19 protein-coding genes are annotated in these 23,214 nt (G+C 39.6%); 14 read left to right on the top strand and 5 right to left on the bottom strand.

What is annotated here, in order from left to right; translation table 11 throughout:
- Positions 1–223 precede the first annotated feature (223 nt).
- Both HYU69_07740 and HYU69_07745 read right to left on the bottom strand, forming a co-directional pair.
- Positions 224–1,465 (bottom strand): 3-deoxy-D-manno-octulosonic acid transferase, encoded by a 1,242-nt coding sequence (locus HYU69_07740; GenBank protein MBI2270234.1) that lies wholly within the window; start codon positions 1,463–1,465, stop codon positions 224–226.
- Between the two features lie 50 nt (positions 1,466–1,515).
- Positions 1,516–2,286 carry a hypothetical protein gene (locus HYU69_07745; protein ID MBI2270235.1) on the bottom strand — a complete coding sequence of 257 codons (771 nt, stop codon included), beginning with the start codon at positions 2,284–2,286 and terminating at the stop codon, positions 1,516–1,518.
- 194 nt (positions 2,287–2,480) lie between these two features.
- Here HYU69_07745 and HYU69_07750 point away from each other — a divergent pair, with 194 nt between their 5' ends.
- The 6 genes from HYU69_07750 to HYU69_07775 all read left to right on the top strand — a co-directional run bounded on the left by HYU69_07750 (position 2,481) and on the right by HYU69_07775 (position 9,705).
- Entirely contained in the window at positions 2,481–3,608 is a 1,128-nt protein-coding gene (locus HYU69_07750) for a DegT/DnrJ/EryC1/StrS family aminotransferase (protein ID MBI2270236.1), read from the top strand.
- 10 nt (positions 3,609–3,618) lie between these two features.
- Positions 3,619–4,932 carry a UDP-glucose/GDP-mannose dehydrogenase family protein gene (locus HYU69_07755; protein ID MBI2270237.1) on the top strand — a complete coding sequence of 438 codons (1,314 nt, stop codon included), beginning with the start codon at positions 3,619–3,621 and terminating at the stop codon, positions 4,930–4,932.
- A gap of 76 nt (positions 4,933–5,008) precedes the next feature.
- The gene (locus tag HYU69_07760) at positions 5,009–5,980 is read left to right on the top strand and encodes an SDR family oxidoreductase (GenBank protein MBI2270238.1); all 972 of its coding nucleotides are present in this window, start codon (positions 5,009–5,011) and stop codon (positions 5,978–5,980) included.
- A 77-nt stretch (positions 5,981–6,057) separates the two neighbouring features.
- A complete protein-coding gene (gene purB, locus HYU69_07765) occupies positions 6,058–7,392 on the top strand; it encodes an adenylosuccinate lyase (GenBank protein MBI2270239.1) in 1,335 nt (444 codons plus the stop codon).
- Positions 7,393–7,492: 100 nt separating this feature from the next.
- Positions 7,493–8,725: a T9SS type A sorting domain-containing protein gene (locus HYU69_07770; protein MBI2270240.1), complete on the top strand. Its 1,233-nt coding sequence runs from the start codon at positions 7,493–7,495 to the stop codon at positions 8,723–8,725.
- A gap of 110 nt (positions 8,726–8,835) precedes the next feature.
- The gene (locus tag HYU69_07775; GenBank protein MBI2270241.1) at positions 8,836–9,705 is read left to right on the top strand and encodes a glycosyltransferase family 2 protein; all 870 of its coding nucleotides are present in this window, start codon (positions 8,836–8,838) and stop codon (positions 9,703–9,705) included.
- Between the two features lie 149 nt (positions 9,706–9,854).
- Here the strand turns inward: HYU69_07775 and HYU69_07780 are convergent, their stop codons facing one another.
- Complete coding sequence (locus HYU69_07780; GenBank protein MBI2270242.1) at positions 9,855–10,844, bottom strand: aspartate-semialdehyde dehydrogenase; 990 nt, start codon at positions 10,842–10,844, stop codon at positions 9,855–9,857.
- 140 nt (positions 10,845–10,984) lie between these two features.
- Between HYU69_07780 and HYU69_07785 the strand changes: the two genes are divergently transcribed.
- The 3 genes from HYU69_07785 to HYU69_07795 all read left to right on the top strand — a co-directional run bounded on the left by HYU69_07785 (position 10,985) and on the right by HYU69_07795 (position 14,288).
- Positions 10,985–12,778: a lamin tail domain-containing protein gene (locus HYU69_07785; GenBank protein ID MBI2270243.1), complete on the top strand. Its 1,794-nt coding sequence runs from the start codon at positions 10,985–10,987 to the stop codon at positions 12,776–12,778.
- 81 nt (positions 12,779–12,859) lie between these two features.
- The gene (locus HYU69_07790) at positions 12,860–13,450 is read left to right on the top strand and encodes a sigma-70 family RNA polymerase sigma factor (protein MBI2270244.1); all 591 of its coding nucleotides are present in this window, start codon (positions 12,860–12,862) and stop codon (positions 13,448–13,450) included.
- Positions 13,440–14,288, top strand: coding sequence for a hypothetical protein (locus HYU69_07795; protein MBI2270245.1), 849 nt, complete (start codon positions 13,440–13,442; stop codon positions 14,286–14,288). The genes HYU69_07790 and HYU69_07795 overlap by 11 nt, the downstream gene beginning before the upstream one ends.
- A gap of 31 nt (positions 14,289–14,319) precedes the next feature.
- Here the strand turns inward: HYU69_07795 and HYU69_07800 are convergent, their stop codons facing one another.
- Positions 14,320–15,525, bottom strand: a complete 1,206-nt coding sequence (locus tag HYU69_07800; GenBank protein ID MBI2270246.1) for a homoserine dehydrogenase — start codon at positions 15,523–15,525, stop codon at positions 14,320–14,322.
- A 138-nt stretch (positions 15,526–15,663) separates the two neighbouring features.
- Between HYU69_07800 and HYU69_07805 the strand changes: the two genes are divergently transcribed.
- A complete protein-coding gene (locus HYU69_07805; protein MBI2270247.1) occupies positions 15,664–16,152 on the top strand; it encodes a CvpA family protein in 489 nt (162 codons plus the stop codon).
- Between the two features lie 155 nt (positions 16,153–16,307).
- On the opposite strand, the gene HYU69_07810 is transcribed toward HYU69_07805, so the two are convergent.
- Positions 16,308–17,498 carry a phosphoglycerate kinase gene (locus tag HYU69_07810; GenBank protein ID MBI2270248.1) on the bottom strand — a complete coding sequence of 397 codons (1,191 nt, stop codon included), beginning with the start codon at positions 17,496–17,498 and terminating at the stop codon, positions 16,308–16,310.
- 114 nt (positions 17,499–17,612) lie between these two features.
- Between HYU69_07810 and HYU69_07815 the strand changes: the two genes are divergently transcribed.
- The 4 genes from HYU69_07815 (at position 17,613) to HYU69_07830 (ending at position 23,137) form a co-directional block, all read left to right on the top strand.
- Positions 17,613–19,031 carry a DUF3887 domain-containing protein gene (locus HYU69_07815; protein MBI2270249.1) on the top strand — a complete coding sequence of 473 codons (1,419 nt, stop codon included), beginning with the start codon at positions 17,613–17,615 and terminating at the stop codon, positions 19,029–19,031.
- Positions 19,032–19,044: 13 nt separating this feature from the next.
- Complete coding sequence (locus tag HYU69_07820) at positions 19,045–20,184, top strand: hypothetical protein (protein MBI2270250.1); 1,140 nt, start codon at positions 19,045–19,047, stop codon at positions 20,182–20,184.
- 17 nt (positions 20,185–20,201) lie between these two features.
- Complete coding sequence (locus tag HYU69_07825) at positions 20,202–21,719, top strand: hypothetical protein (GenBank protein ID MBI2270251.1); 1,518 nt, start codon at positions 20,202–20,204, stop codon at positions 21,717–21,719.
- A gap of 191 nt (positions 21,720–21,910) precedes the next feature.
- Positions 21,911–23,137 carry a hypothetical protein gene (locus HYU69_07830; GenBank protein MBI2270252.1) on the top strand — a complete coding sequence of 409 codons (1,227 nt, stop codon included), beginning with the start codon at positions 21,911–21,913 and terminating at the stop codon, positions 23,135–23,137.
- Positions 23,138–23,214: the final 77 nt, after the last annotated feature.

Here is a 23,214-nt window from a genome sequence, read left to right on the forward strand (position 1 = left end):
CAATATTATGAGCCCATAAGAATAGGAAGATCCTTTAAAAGAAGAAAAATGCGTAGCAAGCCTTTGGGGAAACATCAAACATTAACTAACTATAAAAGAGCAATATAATATAGAACTTAATGACATTGCCCTTTCAGGGTTGTGATATCTGACCTTTATAACCTCCGATTTCATCGGAGGTTATTTATATTCAAGCCTTTCAGGCTTGCAAAAGCATCATTGACTAAAGACCCACTTCGCTCACAATAATTTCCGTAGCTCCTTTTTTACTCAGCACATAATTTTTACTGATAGTACTTGCTTTTACCAATTGCTCCTTGTCATTGAACAATTTATTTATTGTCGAATCTAATTCAGAAGAATTGTTTACAGAGAATGCTCCACCTGCTTCGATCAATTCAACCGCCTCATTAAATTTTTTATAATTAGGGCCAAAGATCGTTGGCAACCCAAAAGCGGCTGCTTCAAGAATATTATGTATACCATCACCAAAACCGCCGCCAATATAGGCTATATGCCCGTATTGATATAGAGATGAAAGCATTCCGATGTTATCAATGATTAGAATCCCAGCTTGTTGTATGTTTTGGTCGTTAGCCTGAGAATAACGAATCGGGTTGTGTCGCTCAAACAAATTAGTTATTGATTCAATATGAGATTCCCATATTTCATGAGGAACAACAATAAGTTTCAGGTTTAAAATTTCCAGTTTCAAGTTAGCGATCAATTTTTCATCTTGCTCCCATGTGCTACCTGCAACCATTACCTGACTAGCTTCAACAAAGGTTTTTAAAAGCGGAAATTCTTTTTTACTTTGCGCGATCTCGTAAACCCGATCGAATCGCGTATCACCACTAATGGTTGTATTTACAAAATCAAATTGATTTAAAAGTTGTTTTGATTTTTCATTTTGCAGAAAAAAATGTGTGAAGGCTTTTAATTGCTTTCGTGCCCAAACACCGTACCACTTAAAAAAATACTGATCCTTCCGGAAAATTCCCGAGATCAAATATGTTGGAATTTGTTTCCTTTTCAGTTCAGATAAATAATTGAACCAAAACTCATACTTTACAAAAAATACGGCCTTTAACGGAAGTAATCCGACAAAGCGCCTTGCATTGACAGGAATATCTATCGGCAAATAAAAAACAAAGTCCGCACCTTTATAATTTTTCTGAACCTCATATCCCGACGGAGAAAAAAAAGTTAACAAAATCTTGAACCTTGAACCTCCAACCCGGAATCTTTCAATAACCGGTCGCCCCTGCTCAAATTCCCCCAATGATGAGCAATGGAACCAGATTAGCTCATCATTCTCTTTTAACTCCCTACGTATTTTCTTTCCCAGTTCTTCAAAAATATTTTTTCTTCCATCAACCCACAACTTTGCTTTAGTATTAAATAAAGAAGCAAAATGAATTGCACTTGAATAAAGGTGAATGAGTATATTATATATAAATCTCAATTTCAGTTGTATTTTCCGGCTCCCCTTCGGGGAAGGCAGGGTGGAGTCTTTTAATTCGTATAAAATTCCTTCGGCGCTCTTTTATACAATGGCAATATCCATCCTATGCGAATACCAAACAACAAATCCGTTCTCAACCGATCATCCTTTTTCATCAGATCATAATCAAAGCTTCTGCGATTTTTGGTAAAGCCTTCCGTAATTTCTATGCCTGCATAAAAGTTAGCGATACGATTATTACTCAAATACAGGTACCCCAGCGATTGACTAAACGAAATCCCGTTGGTTAATCTGTCATATCCCTTTTTCATTTCATCATTCAGCTGTGGCGTTATTTCATTTGTACCGTCAATAAGCTCTATTCTTATTTTGTGTTGAATAAAACCAATGCCTGCAATAACAACGATTCCCGAATTTCTGTTCGGCGCAAAGACAGGAAATAATTTACCAAATTTAAAACCCGCACTAAATCCCCGTTCCAAAAGCCTTGTGTCAACCAACTTTCCGTTGACCGCGATCAAAAATCCATCACTTGTTTTAATGCTATCTAAAATGCCATTTTCATTTACCGCATTTCCGAACATAAAATCACCACCCATTCCGTACAACCAGTTTTTTCTGCTTTTAAGAAGAAACTGTAAACCAACTGCAGAATTGAGCCCAAAGCGCTTCGCCAGATCAGCTCCCGGCACCTGCAAAGAAAAGGATGAACATACCATTGGCGCAACCACACTTGAATCCCTTAGATTTATCTGCGCGGAAAACTCCAGGGTTACAAGAATAAATGCAAGTGAAAAAAGGGTTCTCGTGTTACAGTCCATGCGTAGTGGTTAACGGCTTTTCCTGCCTTTAATTGTGGGCTAAAAGTAGAATAAAATTAGCTATCTTCGTGGTTCTTTTAAAGCAACTTGCCATCAAAATCGATAAAATAAAATAGGACGATGGCTTAGTTGGTCTTATGCCGATTAGCGACAGCGGTTCGGCGAATACTATATATCACTATATGGAAAAAGTGATGCGAAAAATTCAGATGGTTGACCTCAAGGGTCAGTACGAAAAGATTAAAACGGAGGTAGATTCGGCTATACAAAACGTCATAAATAATGCAACATTTATCAACGGTCCGGAAGTAAAAATCTTTGCCGCCGACTTTGAACAATACCTTGATGTAAAACATGTTATCCCTTGTGCAAATGGCACCGATGCGCTTCAAATCGCTATGATGGCACTTGGTTTAAAACATGGGGATGAGGTAATCACCGCTGATTTTACGTATGTCGCAACTGCTGAAGTTATTGCACTTCTTGGACTCACACCGGTATTGGTTGATGTGAATCCCGACACATTTGATATTGATGTACAATCAATTGAAAATGCAATTACGCCTAAGACCAAAGCTATCGTGCCTGTGCATCTTTTCGGACAATGCGCGGATATGGAAAAAGTGATGGCGCTGGCTAAAAAGCATCATTTATATGTGATCGAAGATGTTGCGCAGGCCATTGGAGCTGATTATACATTTTCGGACGGGACCAAAAAGAAAGCGGGAACTATCGGAACTATTGGATGTACCTCATTTTTTCCCTCCAAAAATCTTGGTTGTTATGGTGATGGCGGCGCTATGTATACCAATGATGCCGGACTTGCAAAAAAATGCAGAATGATCGCCAATCATGGACAATCTGTACAATATGTTCACGATTCTATTGGTGTAAATTCGCGCCTCGATAGTATACAGGCTGCAGTACTGGGAATCAAACTGAAACATCTTAACGAATATGCTGCTGCACGCAATAATGCTGCTGCGTTTTATGATAAAGCATTTGCAAATAACCCTAAACTGAAAATTCCGACGCGCTCAAAAAACTCAACGCACGTTTTTCATCAATACACTTTGCAGCTGAATGGAGTTGATCGCACAAAGTTGAAGGAATACCTGGCCTCAAAAGATATTCCTGCAATGATCTATTATCCCATTCCATTGCATATGCAAAAGGCCTATCACGACCAACGCTACAAAGAGGGCGATTTTCCTGTGACAGAAAAACTGTGCAAAACAGTATTGTCATTGCCTATGCATACTGAATTGGATGAGGATACATTGAAGTATATTACGGAAAGCATTTTATCGTTTATAAAATAAAAAAATTGTTATGAATATTGCAGTCGTTGGTACAGGGTATGTAGGTTTAGTAACAGGAACCTGTCTCGCTGAAACAGGTAACAATGTAACTTGTGTCGATATTAATGAGGAAAAGGTGAAAAAAATGCAGGAAGGCGTTGTTCCCATTTACGAGCCGCACCTTGATACCTTGTTTCACCGTAACATAAAAGCCGGACGTTTAAATTTTACCACAAAACTTAGGGACGCCGTTGAAAAGGCCAAAATAATATTTCTCGCGCTGCCAACTCCTCCCGGTGAAGACGGCTCTGCCGATCTTAGCTATATATTAGGTGTTGCAAATGACCTTGGAAGGGTAATCACTGATTATAAAGTGATCGTTGATAAAAGTACCGTTCCTGTTGGCACTGCCGAAAAGGTTTACGACGCAGTTAAAAAAAATGCGAAATGTGAATTCAGTGTTGTTTCCAATCCCGAATTTTTACGTGAAGGATTTGCGGTGGATGATTTTTTGAAACCGGATCGCGTAGTTGTCGGCACCAGTTCCGACAAAGCAAAAAAAATAATGGAGGAACTATACCGTCCTTATGTACGCTCCGGCAACCCGATCTTATTTATGGATGAACGTTCGGCGGAATTAACAAAGTATGCCGCCAATGCCTTCCTCGCTACCAAGATCACATTTATGAATGAGATCGCCAATCTTTGTGAAAAGACCGGAGCAGATGTTGATATGGTACGCATTGGCATTGGATCTGATGATAGGATCGGTAAACGCTTTTTATTCCCGGGCATTGGTTATGGAGGAAGCTGCTTTCCTAAGGATGTACAGGCTCTCGCTAAATCAGCATCGGATGTGAAGTATGATTTTAAAATGCTCACAGCTGTAATGAGTACAAATGAAAAGCAAAAGACCATTTTAGTTCCCAAAATAAAAGAACACTTCAGCAATAATCTGAAAGGAAAACATTTCGCGCTTTGGGGTTTAGCATTTAAACCCGATACCGATGATATACGTGAAGCGCCCGCCCTGTATATCATAAATGAATTGTTGGCTGCAGGAGCAACCGTTACAGCTCATGATCCAGAAGCAATGGAAAATGTAAAAAAACAGTTGGGGAACAAAATTAATTACGCGAATGATCAGTATGAAGCACTGAAAAATGCAGACGCTTTGTTAATAGCAACAGAGTGGAGTTTGTTCAGAACCCCTGATTTTGAAAAGGTGTCATCATTATTGAGATCAAAAGTAATTTTTGACGGACGTAATTTATACAGCCTTGCACAAATGAAAGAACTTGGATATAACTATTACAGCATTGGACGTAAAACAATAATAAATTAAAAATTTATTCATCTGTTGAATTATCCTTCATGCCCCAATTCAATAGATCAACATCTCAGCAAATACATAATCCAAAATGAAGGAACGAATATTAATAACCGGAGCAGCCGGATTTCTGGGTTCGCATTTATGTGATAGATTTATAAAAGAAGGTTACCATGTTATCGGAATGGATAATCTTATCACCGGCGACCTGAAGAATATTGAGCATTTAATGAAGCTGGAAAATTTTGAATTTTATCATCATGATGTTTCTAAATTTGTTTTTGTACCTGGCGATCTGAAATACATTCTACACTTTGCCTCCCCTGCCAGCCCTATCGATTATTTGAAAATACCGATCCAGACATTAAAAGTAAGTTCACTCGGAACACATAATTTGCTTGGCTTAGCACGTGTCAAAAAAGCACGTATTCTCGTTGCCTCAACATCTGAAGTTTATGGCGACCCCATGGTTCATCCGCAGGTTGAAGAATATTGGGGCAATGTAAATCCTGTTGGGCCGCGCGGTGTGTACGACGAAGCTAAACGCTTTATGGAAGCCCTTACAATGGCTTATCACACCTACCACGGCCTTGAAACCCGTATTATACGCATCTTCAACACCTACGGACCCCGCATGCGTTTAAATGATGGACGTGTACTTCCCGCATTTATAGGACAAGCATTACGGGGTGAAGATTTGACTATGTTCGGTGATGGCTCCCAAACCCGCTCGTTTTGTTATGTTGATGACCTGGTAGAAGGAATCTATCGTCTATTAATGAGTGATTATGTACAGCCCGTGAATATTGGCAATCCATCCGAGATTACAATTAAAGAATTCGGGGAAGAGATATTAAAATTAACCGGTGCTGATCAAAAATTAATTTCTTTACCATTGCCAAAAGACGATCCAAAACAACGCAAACCGGATATCTCTAAAGCAAAAAAAATATTAGGCTGGGAGCCAAAAGTTGATCGCGCGAAAGGTCTAAAAATAACTTACGACTATTTTAAAAGTCTGCCGAAGGAAGAATTATTTAAAAAAGAACATAGGTTTGTATAAATATGTTCCGGGTTCGAGGTTCCGCGTTCAAAGTTAACCCGGAACCTTGAACTTTGAACCTTGAACTTTTTCAAAATATGGAACTACTCTCAATATCCCCCATCGACGGCCGTTACAGGAAAATAACAGCACCCCTTGCCGATTACTTTTCAGAATATGCTTTAATGAAATACCGTGTTCAGGTTGAGGTTGAATATTTTATTGCCTTGTGTGAGCTTCCTTTGCCTCAATTAAAAACAGTCGATAAGAAAATTTTCCCGAAGCTCAGGGATATATATAAAAGCTTTACTGTTGATGATGCAAACGCTATAAAGGAAATAGAAAAAGTAACTAACCACGATGTAAAAGCGGTTGAATATTTTTTGAAGGAAAAATTTGACGCGCTGAAATTAGTCGATTCGAAAGAGTTTGTTCATTTCGGGTTAACATCCCAGGATATTAATAATACAGCCGTTCCTTTATTATGGAAAGATGCTGTAAATAATGAGATTTTACCCGTACTTACACTAGCCATTAATAAACTTAGCGCACAGACAAAAGAATGGGCCGATGTACCAATGCTTGCCCGCACACATGGACAACCGGCATCACCTACACGCCTTGGAAAAGAATTAATGGTATTCGTTGAACGGCTTTTAGGACAGGTAGGACAGCTCGTCGACATTCCATACAGCGCGAAGTTTGGCGGTGCTACCGGAAATTTTAACGCACATAATGCGGCTTATTCTGCTATTGATTGGGTAAAATTTGCAAACCATTTTGTAAATAAAACCCTCGGGTTAAATCGCTCACAATACACAACCCAAATAGAACATTACGATAATCTTGCTGCTCAGTTTGACGCGCTCAAACGCATTAATACCATTCTGATTGACCTCAACAGGGATATGTGGCAATATATCTCGATGAATTATTTCAAACAAAAAATTAAAAAAGGAGAGATCGGATCTTCCGCTATGCCGCATAAAGTGAACCCCATTGACTTTGAAAATTCAGAAGGCAATTTGGGCATGGCCAATGCCATCTTTGAACATTTATCCGCGAAACTTCCGATTTCACGTCTGCAGCGTGATCTGACTGATTCAACCGTTTTAAGAAATATCGGTGTTCCTATTGCGCATTCTTTGATTGCATACAGATCATTGTTAAAAGGGCTTGATAAGGTTATTCTGAATAAAGAGGCGCTCGAAAAAGACCTGGAAGATAATTGGGTCGTTGTTGCAGAAGCCATTCAAACTATTTTACGCAGAGAAGGATATCCAAAACCTTACGAAGCGCTGAAAGAACTTACCCGCACAAATACACATATTACCAAAGAAAGTATTTCAAAATTTGTCGATTCACTGAAGGTAAATGATAACATTAAGAAGGAATTGAAAAAAATATCGCCTGCTAATTATACGGGCAAATAAATTTGTTTTGAGATTGTTTGGAGCAAGTTGCTAAGCTCATCGTTTGCAAACCATTGCAAATTCAATGTAAACCCTTTATATTAGCAAAAAATCGCAGCCTATGAAAAAAATTCTACTCCCTGTCTGTATGATGGCTATTACCGTTGCGCTACATGCTCAACCCAAAGTGTACATTAACTTGAACTCACATAATGAAACAAGCGGCGAGCCGCTTTATGATGCAACACTTCCGTTGAACTACAACACCGCTTATACCGCCATAAAAGAAATTGCGGATAGCGTGATCAGTAAAAAAGTTAAATGGAATTTTCAATCTGATGTCCGTTTCCTTTTGGGTGCTATAAAGCATGATCCTAAAAGTGTCGCTACGGGCAATACCAATTTATTGAAATGGATGGACGATTCTCCTTACATTGAATGTGATCCGCATTCGCATGAGGGAATGGTTGGCGGCTTTACATACAATTATGCCGACGTGGCTCATTTGCATGATTCACTGGGCGTTACTAACCGCAAGAACGCCGGAGGTTTTAAAATAGATGGCCTGCAAAACGGGAGTGACTGGCAGGATTTTGAAAATGGAATGACATGCGTGAAATTTACCTCTGCGCCAAAATGGAAACCAAATGTAATGTGGGGCGGCAGTTTCAGCGCAGGCGTTCACAACGATATGAATTTTTATGGTTCATATAAGCCCCAAAGCCGGACTAACTATTCCACTCATGTAAACACAAACAGGGTGGCCTGCCAGGGTAATGGCTGTTCAGCGCACTTCACCGACACAACGGATGAGAACAGGATCATCAATCAGCTAAAAGTTTTGTTTACAAATGTTCACAATGGCACTTACGATGCTAACCAGTATTATACCCAGGCCGTACAATTCGATTGTCGTGATGTGAACAAAACAAATTTTATTAAACGCCTCTGCACTATTTTAGATACTGTTAATAATTACGTAAAAAAGGGATGGGTTGAATGGGCTACCATCACCGAGAAGGACCAATACTGGAGATCCTCCTCAGGGTTGGATAGCGCGTATTATTTTTTGGATTGCGATAATTTACCGGCTTCAGTAGCCGCAATGAAAAAAGCTGAAAACAAAATTGTAATTTCTCCGAATCCTGCCAGCGATATTTTATCGATAACATCAGAAGGCGAAAAGATCAAACAATTTGAAATTTATGATATGACCGGAAAAATAGCTTTTGTTGATTCTCCTGCTTTGCAAAGTTATAGCCTGAATGTGAAAGCTTTTGAGTCCGGCCTTTATTTTCTAAAAGCCAAAAGCGATAGTGGCGCCCTGATGAGAACAAAATTTGTTGTTTACTGAAAACACTTTCTAAAAAAGATACGAGGACCTTTTTTTGTCATATATGGGTACTCTTCCGGATATCTTATAGTGATATTTTGTTCCTACTTTACATTGTCTATTCCAACTAAATGAAAGTTACAGGATTCACATTCATTCGCAATGCAATTAAATACGATTACCCCGTTGTTGAAGCGATCACTTCCATTTTACCTATGTGTGATGAGTTTGTTGTTGCGGTTGGTAAATCGGAAGACGAAACACTGCAACTTATAAAAAATATTAACTCCCCGAAAATAAGAATCGTGGAAACTGTTTGGGACGATACTTTACGCAAAGGAGGGCAAGTACTGGCTGACGAAACAAATAAAGCCCTGAAAGCAGTTTCTCCCGACAGCACCTGGACGTTTTATATTCAAGCCGATGAGTGTATACATGAAAAGTATTTGCCTGCCATTAAAGAAGCCATGTTAAAATGGAAGGATGATAAACAGGTTGAAGGATTATTATTCAATTACCTTCATTTCTATGGTTCATATGATTATACCGGTGATTCCAGGAAATGGTATAGAAAAGAAATACGCATAACCAGGAATGATTCAGGTATTACCTCTTACCGCGATGCGCAAGGGTTCCGCAAGAACGGGGAGAAGTTAAAAATAAAGCCCGTTGACGCCTTTGTATATCATTATGGCTGGGTTAAGCCTCCGCAATTGCAACAGGCAAAACGGGAAGTGTTCAACCGCCTGTGGCATGATGAAGAATGGATGAAAAAAAATATTAAGCAGGTAAATGAATTTGATTATTCCCAAATTGATTCATTGGCTCAATTCAGGGACACGCATCCCGCAGTAATGCAGCAGCGTATAAAAGACAAAAACTGGAAATTTATTTTTGACCCTTCTCAGAAAAAGCTTTCTCTTAAATCACGTATACTGATGTTTATTGAGCAAACAACAGGATGGCGAGTTGGGGAATATAAAAACTACAAGGTCCTCTGAATTTTAATTATAGCCAGATTTGTGTCATTCTGCACGGAGTGAAGGATCTGGTCTTTGTGCGAAGGCTGACTGCCCACAAAAGCCAGATTCTTCGCCCCTTGAAAAACGGGGCTCAGAATGACACAAAACAAAGTTTTATAGAATTCCGGCTACACCAGCTTATTCTTTACCAAATACTCCGCTATCTGCACAGCATTGGTAGCAGCACCTTTACGCAAATTATCCGCCACGATCCACATGTTCAGCGTATTGGCCTGTGTTTCATCTCTGCGCAAACGGCCTACGAAAACTTCGTCGCGGTTATGCGCATCTTTAGGCATCGGGTATTTCAGGTTCTTTACATCATCCACAACAATTACCCCGACAGAGTTGGTTAGCACTGAACGCACATCATCCAACGTATAATCTTTTGCGAATTCAACATTCACTGATTCACTGTGACCGCCCATTACAGGAATACGAACAGTAGTAGCAGTCAGGCGAATGCTGTCATCTCCCATTATTTTTTTTGTTTCGTTTACCATTTTCATTTCCTCTTTGGTGTACCCATTGTCGGTAAACACATCAATATGCGGAATAACATTAAGATCGATCGGATACGCATAGGCCATTTCCCCTTTCACGCCTTTACGCTCATTCATCATCTGGTCAACGGCCTTTTTACCGGTACCTGTAACCGATTGATAAGTTGAAACAACTATCCTCCTGATCGTATATTTTTTATGCAATGGATTTAAAGCAACCACCATTTGTATGGTCGAGCAATTAGGATTCGCGATGATTTTATCATCCTTAGTAAGCTCGTGCGCGTTTATTTCAGGGACAACTAATTTTTTAGTTTTATCCATTCGCCATGCGGAGGAATTATCAATTACTGTAATTCCCGCAGCGGCAAATTTAGGAGCAAGGTCCAGCGAGGTACTTCCTCCCGCCGAAAATAAAGCAATGGCGGGTTTTTTAGCAATAGCATCCTGCGCACTTATAACCTTATAACTCTTTCCTTTGAATACAACTTCTTTACCAACCGATTTCTCAGATGCAACCGGGATCAATTCTGTTACCGGAAAATTACGTTCTTCCAAAACGCGCAACATCATTGTTCCTACAAGACCTGTCGCGCCAACTACTGCTACTTTCATTTTTTCAAAAATTATATGTTTATTATCTTTTGTGTTCTACTTATTCGTCTTTCTGACTTAAAATTCAGTATTTATACTGAGTTTTTCGTTTCGCAAAAATACTATATTTAGCCCGTAAGAATACTGGTTTTTTAAAAAATATGTTTCGGTTTTTTTGTCTGCTTCTTTTACTTCCATTTATTGCCAAATCGCAGGTAGATGATGGATTTACAGATGGCGACTTTACGCAATTACCTGCCTGGAATGGAAATAATTCTAAATTTATTGTTAATAGTTCGTCCCAATTGCAACTTAATTCTTCAGGGACAGACACTTCATATCTTTCAACGCCAAATACAGTTATAGATAGTGCCGAATGGAATTTTTGGGTTAAACTGTCTTTTGCGCCATCGGATAATAATTATGCGAAAGTTTACCTGGTTACCGACCAAATCAACCTGAAAATGCCATTGAATGGATATTTTATCAGACTGGGCGAAAATGGTTCGGATGACAGTGTGGATCTGTGGGAACAAACAGGAACTACTGAAACAAAGATCATTGACGGGATTAACGGACATTGCAGTAAATCAACTAATACATTAAGGGTAAAGGTCACACGCAGCGCGTTTGGTAACTGGAAAGTATATTCCGATACACTTGGAGGCATAAATTATGCACTTGAAGGATCTATAAACAATACTTTACATACATCAACTACCAATTTTGGCATAAGCTGTAAATACACAACCAGTAATGCGACTAAATTTTATTTCGACGATTTTTATGTTGGCCCCATACGCATTGATACGATTGCCCCGGCTGTAATTAAAATCTTAGCCATGTCTTCTACTCAGCTTAATATTTATTTTAATGAACCGCTCGAAAAGGTTTCCGCCGAAACCATCACCGGTTATTCCGTTAGTGATGGCATTGGAAACCCGTCATCAGCCCTGCTAGACACAATAAATACAAGTTTGGTTCACCTTGTTTTTCCCGGCCCATTTCAAGGGTCAAAAACATATACATTAACAGTTACCAATGTAAAGGATAAAGCAGACAATGGTATTAATTCTGCTTATACACAATTTGTTTTGCCTGAACAGGCTGTTGCCAATGATATCGTGATTAATGAAATTCTTCCCGATCCCAATACCGGCGGAGTCGATTTTGTCGAAATATATAACCGATCTGATAAAGTGATCGATCTTTCGCAGCTTACACTCTCTTCTTTTGATACACTCGCAAATCAACTCAGTTCCGTTCAATACATTTCAACTGTTCGTACACTTATTTTTTCCGAACAATACATTGTTTTATCCACAAATTCTTCCTCTATTAAAAGCCAATACCAGACGCCTTCACCATCAGGTTTTATTGATATGGCTGGCTTCCCGGGAATGAACGTAGCTTCCGGAATAGTGGTGTTGGCTGATACTTCAAAAACGATCATTGATCGCTTTGATTACAGGCAGGATATGCATTTCCCTTTACTTAATGTAACAAAAGGAGTATCGCTTGAGCGTATTGATGCAGATCATATAACCAACGACAGAAATAACTGGCACTCCGCTGCCGCAAGTACAGGTTATGCAACGCCCGCGTACAAAAACTCTCAAGATATTGATTCCGGCACAGGAAAAGAAATTACTATCTCTCCTGAAATTTTTTCACCTGATAATGACGGGAATAATGATGTAGTGAGTGTCAACTATACTTTTGACACTCCCGGAAATGTTGCAAATGTCTCTATTTATAATTCCACAGGCCTTTTAGTCCGTAACCTGGTGTCGAACGAACTTTTGGGAAATGCAGGAAATTATGTGTGGGATGGCGTTGATAATAATCGTGAATTATGCAAAATTGGTCCCTATATTATTTATTTTCACATATTTAACTCATCCGGCGTAGTAAAAAACTACAAAAAAATTGTTGTTCTCGCCCACAAAAATTAATTGCTTGACCGTCAATTAATTGCTATATTTATATAGAATAGTTATTTAAAGTTACAACCTTATTTTAACAGTTCTCGTTAAATGAGTAATTCTAAAATGCATAATTCGGCTCCAATGAATCTGCGGGAACTCATAAAGGGATGTGAAAGATCGGATAAAGATTCTCAGCGCGAGTTGTTTGAACTTTTTAATGGATCTATGATGGGTCTTTGTCTGCGTTATGCAAAAAACGAACAACAGGCAACCGAAATATTTAAAGAAGGTTTTGTTTCCGTCTTCAACAACATCAAAAATATCAGTGAACAACAATTGGAAAGCTGGATCAGAAAGACGATGATCAACACAGCGGTCGATGTATTGCGCAGGAATAAACAGGAATATAAAATAGTAAGTACTGTTAACGCATACGACAGCATAAACCAGGAAGATAAAATAGTTGACCAGGAAGTGACCAGGGCGATGGATGGAAATGATGTACTGAAGGCAATACAGGCTTTGACCCCAGCATATCGTGTAGTAGTTAATATGCACCTTGCGGATGATTATTCAATAAAGCAGATCTCTGAAAAACTAGATGTTGGTGAGGCGACCATACGATTGAATTTTGAAAAGGCCATGCATCAGATCAGGAAAAATATAGTTCAACTAACAACAGTAAGCAATGCCGAATAAGCCGGTTAACCATACAGGCCTGGACAACGCTATTAGAAACAGCTTGTTGAATAACCCTTCTGAGGCTAAGGTTACGTGGGAGGATATATATAGCATACTTCCAAAAAAATCTACTGTAGTTAAAGGGCCTTTAGCCGACCTGAGTTTTTCCCTTAATTCATTCGCGGGAGTTGCTGCTACAGGTTCATTTACAAAGTTAAAATCAGCCTTACTTGTTGTTAAGAAAAATTCTTTAGCCTTATATATTGCTGTGGGCAGCATTATTATCGGAACGGGAAGTTTTATTACATATAATTTACTATCCAAAAATACACCAGCCTCCTCTATAAATACAGTTGCACCTGCGCAGGAAGCAATTGTACAGGAAGAAACACCTGCAGTTCAGCAAGGTCCTCCCGCTATCAATAACAATACCTCTGTAAGTATTCAGAAAATCGCCGAGCCTTCAATAGCCAATAACAACGGGCCAATTAACAATGTCTCTTCCGGAACGCAGGTATCAGAAAATCCAAACCTTAACGGTGAGCCTTTGCTGAAAACTTCCCTTCAATATGAAAAGGCTCCTTCGGCTAACGAACCTATACAATTGAAAACAGGTGAGCCATCTCAAAATGACACCTACGACTTTTCCTCAAATGAGGATGCTGTAAAGGCTGATTCAGCTAGCGAAGATGGGGAAAACAAAAAAGGAAAGGTATTGTATTACAAGGAAAGTCTGACTCTCGATAAATTAGAACAACAAATTTCAACTGACAAAGAGCAGCAGCAAATAAATACTACCGAAGATAAAGGCGGGTTGTTTAAAAAACGTAAGCGTTCCACAAATACAATTAAGTGACCGCCATCGCCTTCACTGCCCTACCTTTCTTTTACACAGCACAAACAAATAATTTATTGTCCCGGTTCCCCTTCAGGTTGAACAATGACTTGAACTTCACGTTAGCGATGATATAATTGGTTTTGGATGATTTAAATTCCTCTTCCACAGAAACGATCTCTATTCCTTTCAGCGCTTCTTTATCCGCGAAGCGTATATAAATTTTAATCTCGAAATCATTATCAAGCAGTTTTCCGGCATCAAAATTACCGTTGTGCTGCTTACGTAATTTCTTTAGTTTTTTGTATGCATATTTATACTGGTAAGTAAGAGCTGAAATATCCGATAACACAGCACTTCCGGTAGGATGACTGCCCGCGCCCTTTCCTACAAATGTCTGTTTGCATGAGTAAGCTCCTTCCACCTCTACTCCATTGTTCTCATATAAAACGCTGTGCAGATCACTTTCCTTACTTACAAAATGCGGCATGGCATAAACCCTGAATTTATTACCAACCTTGTGAGCCGTAGCAATAAGTTTGATCCGGTATCCTTTTTCTTTCGCATACGTAATGTCATCAAATGAAATATTCTGAATACCTAATGCCAGCACCTGTTCGGGCTTCAGGATGAGGCCAAACGAGTGAACAGTCAGCAGGATCAGTTTGTACAAGGTGTCATACCCCGCCACATCCAGCCAGGGATCGGACTCTGCAAAACCCTGTTCCTGTGCCATTTTGAGCGCTTTGTTATAATCCATATTCTCCAGTTCCATGCGTGTTAAAATGTAATTGCACGAACCGTTCAACAAGCCGCGTATGCTGCTCAGCAGCTCATTGTCGTAATATTCTTCCAGGTTACGGATAATTGGAATACTGCCCCCGGCAGACCCTTCATAAATCAAAGCGACATTGTTTTTTTCCTGGAGATGATATAGTTCCTCAAAATTCTCGGCAAGCATTTTTTTATTGGCGGTAACAACACTCACGCCGTTGTTCATGGCACGGGTTACGATCTCAAACGCGGCCTCGGAAGTATCGATCAGCTCAACTATAACATCAAGGTTCTTGCGGCCAAGAATATCTTCCTTATCATATGTAAAATACTTCGCGTCAATTTTACGTTTCTTGTTACGATCTTTCACACAAATTTTTTCAATATCCGCTTTTAAACCTTCCGAATGGCTTAAAACATCATACAAACCTTGTCCAACACAACCAAAGCCAAATAATCCGAGTTTAATTCGTTTTTCTATCATAATTATTCACAATTACTTATAGGATTGCAAAGGTACTTCTTTTTCACCTTTTGCCGAATAGCGATTAACAAGCAAGGGTTGATAATTTCACTACCTCATGGAGCAATATTGAGATAACATCAGGTAGTTTAGCAGGGCATGAATTTTCTCGATATCCTACTCCTCGTTCCCCTTCTTTGGGGCCTTTACCGGGGCTTTGTAAAAGGTTTTATCATACAACTGGCAGGTATTGCAGCTTTTATACTTGGTGTGCTTGGCGCCATGCATTTTTCATCATTTGTCGCGGAATTTACGGAAAAAAAGTTCGACTGGCATTTCAATCATACACAACTGATCGCTTTCGCTATAACTTTTTTAGGTATTGTGATCCTAGTTTTCTTTTTAGCCAGACTGATGGAAAGCGCGGTCAAAATGGCCGCGCTGGGAATAGTTAATAAGATTGCCGGGACAATTTTTGGAGCGCTTAAATTTATACTTATTACCGGGACGCTTTTGTATTTACTAAGTGTTATCGAAAATCGCTTTAAACTCATACCTGATAAAACTCAACAGGAATCGGTGTTGTACAAGTACTATATGATGGGAATTAAAACTGCCGTGCCGGCGATAAAGAATTTGCGTTCATAACACACCTCTGCCTATGCTGGCACTTCGACATCGCTCAGTGTACCAGCTTCGGCAGACAGGCCTGCATCCACACAAGCAAAACGCACCCCCTCTCCCCAACACACAAGCTTTCCCACAGAGGGGATAACCAAAACATTGAACTTTGAACCTTGAACTTATTTTAGGACTGCCTCCACCCCCGGCAAACTACCACTTTCGATATACTCAAGCAATGCTCCCCCACCGGTTGATACATAACTGACTTCTTTGGCAAGATTATATTTGTTAATAGCCGCAACAGAATCGCCACCGCCTATAAGTGTGTATGAGCCATTTTTAGTGGCTTTGGCAATCGAAAAAGCGGCTGTTTTTGTACCGTGTTCAAACTTGCTCATTTCAAAAACGCCCATGGGGCCGTTCCATAAAATGGTTTTTGAGCGGGCAATTACTTCGTCAAATATTTTTTCGGTCTGAGGGCCAACATCAAGTCCCATCCATCCATCGGGGATACTGTTTATAGCACAGGTTTGAACATTCGCTTCATTGTTGAAATTGTCAGCCACAACTGCATCAACAGGCAAATAAATATTTACATTTTTTTTCTTCGCGTCGGCCAATATCTTCAATGCAGTTTCAATGCGGTCATCTTCAACCAATGATTTGCCAATCTTGCCGCCCTGGGCTTTAACAAAGGTAAAAGCCATACCTCCTGCAATAATAATATTATCTGCTTTATTGATAAGCTGCTCCAGGATCAATATTTTATCCGAAACTTTAGCCCCTCCCAAAATAGCGGTGAAAGGCTTTTCGGCGTTATTCAACACTTTATTTACACTGGCCAACTCGCCGCTCATTACATAACCGAAACATTTGTTCCCGGGAAAAAACTGAGCAATGACTGCTGTTGAAGCGTGCGCACGGTGGGCAGTTCCAAACGCGTCGTTAACGTAAAAATTTCCAAGTGCAGCTAACTTTTTCGCGAACTCCTCATTTCCCTTTTCTTCTTCTCTGTAAAAGCGAAGGTTTTCAAGCAACAATATTTCTCCGTTTTTTAAATTAGCTGCTGAAGTCTTAGCCGAATCACCAATGCAATCATCCGCGAACTGAACAGGCTTTTTCAATAGTTCACTTAAATGGTTCACAATATGCCGTAATGAACATTTATCAGTTGGACCATTGGTCGGCCGCCCCAGGTGCGACATAAGAACAACTGCGCCTTTGTCGTTTAAAACTTTATTGATGGTTGGCAATGCCGCACGAATACGTGTATCATCAGCCACATTATACTGCGCATCCAAAGGAACATTGAAATCAACACGGATCAATACTGTTTTTCCTGCAAAATTGAAGTCGTCTACTGTTTTCATAATAATTTCCCATTAAAAAAATTTGAATATTGTATATTAGGCCAATGTCCGAATTGAATTGCCAATTTATTATTTTTATATAATGCGAAGGTACATTTTTATACATTTGAGGCAATGCAATTAATTCTCAATTCATTTCAGATAAATGAGTATGGAATAACCTCTGCAATTAATTTTGTTTTGAAAACACACATTTTTTTAAAGTCTAATAAAAGAGCTGTTTATATAATCAGTTACTTATTGCTCATTTTTAATTATTCGTATTCACAACAAACGGCTAAAAACGAGGAAACGGCTAAAAACTTTTTAGATCTTCTTCAAAAAGAAGAATATGCCAAATGCATCTCGCTTTTTGATACCTCCGTAACTTCTAAAATAGGTGCTTCACAATTGGACCAAATTTGGACTGGCCTAAATCAGCAATTGGGAGAGTACAAGAATCTGAAAACAATAAGATTAGAACAAAAAGATTCATTTGAAATTGTTCACCAAATATGCCAATTCGAAAAAACGATAATTGATTTTAAACTAACATTTAATAAAAAGGGGGTGATCTGTGGCATTTTTTTTGCACCTCCAACCGCAGAAGGTGGTTACAAAGAACCATCATATGCTAATAGCCGAGCGTTCAATGAACAAAATATTACAATTCATAGTGGCGAATACGCTCTGCCTGGAACTCTTACCTTACCCATCGGCGGAGAAAAATTTCCTCTTGTGATTTTAGTTGCTGGCTCAGGTCCTAATGACAGAGATGAAACAATAGGCCCGAATAAGCCATTGAAAGATATTGCCTGGGCATTGGCATCTAACAGAATTGCGGTTTTTAGATATGATAAACGAACGCTTATATATGGTTCAAAAATAGTCAATCAACAGATCACCGTGAAAGAAGAAGTGATCGATGATGTTATTTCCTGTCTAAAACAATTGAAAATTAACCCGGTTATTGACTCTGCCAAAATATTTTTACTTGGGCATAGTTTAGGCGCTATGCTTATGCCGAGGATCTCATTGTCTGATAAGAATGTGTCAGGGATAATAATGATGGCCGGTAACGCAAGACCATTAGAAGATCTGATAGTTTCGCAAATGACTTACTTGATGGATAATTCAACAACAAAATCAAAAGAAGAAGCTGAGCAGTTGGAGAAAATGAAAAGCAAAGTAAAATATTTGAAAGAAAATACATTGACGCTTCAAACACCTTCATCAGACCTGCCTTTGGGTATACCTGCAGCATACTGGATGGATCTCAAAAAATATAATCCCGTTGAAACTCTTAAAAAATTAACTCTTCCTGTATTAATTTTGCAGGGAGAAAAAGATTACCAGGTAACAATGCAAGATTATAATTTATGGAAAGATGGTATTATCAAACAAAACAATGTAGTTATGAAATCATACCCTAAACTTAATCATCTGTTCATGGAATTTAATGGAGAAAAAAGTTTACCGGCAGATTATCAAATTCCATCAAATGTTGCTGAATATGTTGTTTCAGATATAATTAAATGGGTGAAAGAACATTAAACTAAATTTATTAATGCAATTTTCTGAAATCATAGGTCAAGACGATGTAAAGCACCGACTCATCCAGTCGGTTAAAGAGAACAGGGTGAGCCACGCCCAACTTTTTTTGGGTAATACCGGAAGCGGAAGTTTAGCGCTGGCTATTGCCTATGCCCAATACATCTGTTGTGAAAACAAACAGGAGCAGGATTCCTGCGGAATATGCAAATCCTGTCTGAAGTACCAAAAATTTATCCATCCTGATCTCCATTTCTCATACCCAGTGGCCCTTTCAAAAGAAATACGCACAAGTACGGATGTGTTGAGCGATTGGCGCAAAGCCGTATTAGCTGATCCTTACCTGAACATCAACAACTGGTTTGATTTCCTGGAAGCCGAAAATAAACAACCTGTTATCGGCACTGAAGAAAGCGCCGAGATCCTGCGGAAACTCACACTCACTACGTACGAATCGGAATACAAGGTAATGATCATCTGGATGGCTGAAAAGATGAATGCCGCAGCCGCGAATAAGCTCCTTAAAATACTGGAAGAACCGCCCGACAAAACACTGTTCATCCTTGTTTGTGAAAATGAGGATCAATTGCTGCGTACCATTATATCCCGTACACAACTGGTAAAAATTAAAAAAATTGACGAACATAGCCTCGAACAGGCGTTGATATCAAAACACGGTTTAAATTCTGATGATGCGCGGAGCATTTCTCTGCTGGCGGATGGAGACTATGGCGTGGCAAAAAATCTTCTCACCGAAAATGAAAGTGCCGAATGGAATCTTACCACATTTCAAAACTGGATGCGGGCCTGCCTGAAGTTTGACATGCAAAAAATAAACAGCCTGTTAGCCGGGTTCAGCGACCTGGGACGGGAACAGCAGAAAAACTTCTTTGCCTATTGTCTGCATATGGTACGTGAATGTGTAATGGTAAATTATGCCGATCCTTCTATTGTTCACACCACTCCAAAAGAAACAGATTTTTTGAAAAAATTTTCTCCCTTTATAAACGCTGATAACTGCATGCAATTCACCGAGGAGATTAACAAGGCATCCATGCACATTGAACGAAATGCTAATCCTAAAATATTATTTCTTGATCTGTCATTTAAATTCAATGAATTACTTAATATTAAAGTCGTTAGCCAAGCAAAATGACCAATACAAAGTCATTCATGATAGAAAAAAGAACTTCCATATGGTCAAATAAAAAATTATTCCTTCTTTGCTTTTTAGCAGCGAATCTTTTCCTGGCATCTTTTTATACCGATATCTGGACTACGCCAAGCGGTGTTTCCAGGGGCTTACCTGTATTTACTTTGCTCGAAGAAGGCACTTTTAAAATTGACAAATACGAAGCACGGGCCGGCGATAAAAGTAAAGTAGGCGATCACTATTATTCCGATAAAGCTCCTTTCCCTACCTTAGTTGCTGTTCCGTTTTATTGGATGATGCAGAAGATGGGCCTGACAAAAACAACAGAGAACTCAGGTAAAAAGTATCCTATTTATATCTGGGCACCTGTTACCAAAGAAGACGCACGCAACTTTGTTTTCACCGATATGATCCCGTTGATGTTTTTGGGAAGCTTTCTGCTTGGCAGTATTCCTTTTGTTGTAATAATTTTTTTGTCTCTGAAAAAAATATTGGGTTCGGCCGGAACCATATCACCTGTATTACTTGTAATGATGTCCTTTTACGGTTCGTTCATTTTTGTTTTTGCCGGAACATTTTTTAATCATGTCATTTCGGCAATGTTATTGCTTTTAGGATACATACTCATTAAAGATGGAAAATATTTTTGGTCGGGGTTGTGCGTAGGCTTTGCCTTCATAAGTGAATACACTATCGGATTAGCCATTCCGCTTTGGGCGATCGTTATCTGGCTCAGAGAGAAAAAAATCAAGAATATCATTTTTTATGGCCTCGGTACTTTGCCCGGCTTACTTTTCATAGCTTGGTACAACTACCACATTACCGGCAACCCATTACAAATGCTCAATGCCTTCCATACCCAGGAGGTATTTAGAAGAGACCTGAGTGTTAACTACGGTTTCAGATTACCGTCATTGGAAGGCATGTGGGGTTTATCATTCAGCTTCTACATGGGCTTGATCCCGCATGTGCCGGTATTGCTGCTTTGCGGCTATTTCCTTGTGAAAGAAATGATCAATAAATATTCATTCAAAAAACTTTTAACAAATTACCTGGCTATGTTCTCGATCCCGTTCTTTTTAGCAATCGCTTCATTTTTTACCTGGTGGGGGGGATGGAGTTATGGTCCTCGCTATTGTGTTTGCCTTGCCGTAATACTTGTTTACGAAGGACTCATATACCTGTCCGGAAAAAAAATAAATAACTATGTTTTTATCGCTATAACAGGATTTGGGCTTATCGCAACCTGGCTTGTTAAAGTTACACTCATGTATATGGTGCCGGACAACCCGAATCAATACGGCCCGGGTCCGGGCGGAGATTCCTTTAAAAAATATATTTTCCCGGAATTCAGCAAAGGACATTTCAATGCAAATAATTTATTTACGATGGGATTTGATCTTTCGCCTGAAACAGCAGCCTATGTCTGGATATGTATGTTTCTTGGCACCATGATCGCGCTTTCCTTGTGGTACAAAAAATTGTATCCTACACAAAGCCTTAAGGCACAACCTGTAAAAATGTCTAAGAAAAAATAGCCGGTCAACATTTCGTTGAATTACATAGGTGTTCATTTGGAAAATAGTTATTTCTTGCTTTTCACTGGCATAATCCAAACAATAACCCGGATAAGAGGAACAGCCAAATAAATGCTACTTTTGTATCTATGTAGGATTGGTTAACTGATCCATCAATAATTCATTAAACCCAATACTTAACAGTTTAAAAAATGGGATGCAGCGGATGTTCCACAGGAAGAGGTTGCAGCACGGCCAGCAGCACTTTGCCCGGCGGATGCAGGAATAATGGCTCCTGCGGGGTTGGCGGATGCAATAAGCTGAACGTATTTGACTGGTTGTCCAACATGGAACTTCCAGGCGGTACGCAGCCATGTGATGTTGTAGAGATACGTTTTAAAAACAGCCGTAAAGAATTTTTCAGGAATGTAAATAATTTATCATTGGCCGTTGGGGATGTTGTCGCCGTTGAGGCTTCTCCCGGTCATGATATTGGTGGGGTTTCGATGACAGGTGAACTTGTCCGCATACAGCTCAAGAAAAAGGGCCTGGCCGCCACTGCTCCCGACATTAAAAAAGTGTATCGCAAAGCCCGGCAGAATGATATTGATAAATGGCGCGAAGCCCAGGCATTGGAAGAAAAAACGATGCACCGTTCACGTACAATAGCCGTTGCATTAGGCCTGCAGATGAAAATAAGTGATGTTGAATACCAGGGAGATAAAACCAAAGCCATTTTTTATTACACAGCTGACGACCGTGTGGATTTCCGTGAGTTGATAAAAAAATACGCAGAAGAATTCAGGGTGCGGATTGAAATGCGGCAGATCGGTGCACGCCAGGAAGCCAGTCGTTTAGGCGGCATCGGATCATGCGGACGTGAGCTATGCTGCTCAACATGGTTAACAGATTTTCGTTCGGTTTCTACCAGCGCGGCACGTTACCAGCAATTATCGCTTAATCCACTGAAACTGGCAGGACAGTGTGGTAAATTAAAATGCTGTTTGAATTACGAGTTGGATAGTTACCTGGATGCCATAAAGGATTTTCCCGATGTTAATGATGTAAAATTAAAGTCGAAAAAGGGTGATGCCGTACATCAGAAGACAGATATCTTCAGACGTACCATGTGGTTCTCTTACTTTGACCAGATGAATGAGTTTATACCTATACCCGTTGATCGCGTAAAAGAGATCATCGAAATGAATAAGAAAGGGGAATTGCCTGCCGACCTTGGAGAAGCGTTTAAGGAAAAGGAAAGGCAGGTTACAAAGCGTGAACCTGATTACGAGAATGTAGTTGGACAGGATAGCTTAACCCGTTTCGACACTGCACGTAAAAAGAAAAAGAAAAAACATCACAATAAAAACCGTAACCGGCCGAAACCAGCGGGACCGGGACCCAATAAACCAGGGCTGCAAAACAAACCAGGGAATTAATCGAAAAGTGACCGCGGCTCCATAAACCTGGTGGGGAGGGGACGGAGACAATAGGTGAATGAAAATAAAAAAGTGAA

Source organism: Bacteroidota bacterium (genome assembly GCA_016183775.1).
In the GTDB taxonomy this organism is placed as follows: Bacteria; Bacteroidota; Bacteroidia; order JABDFU01; family JABDFU01; genus JABDFU01.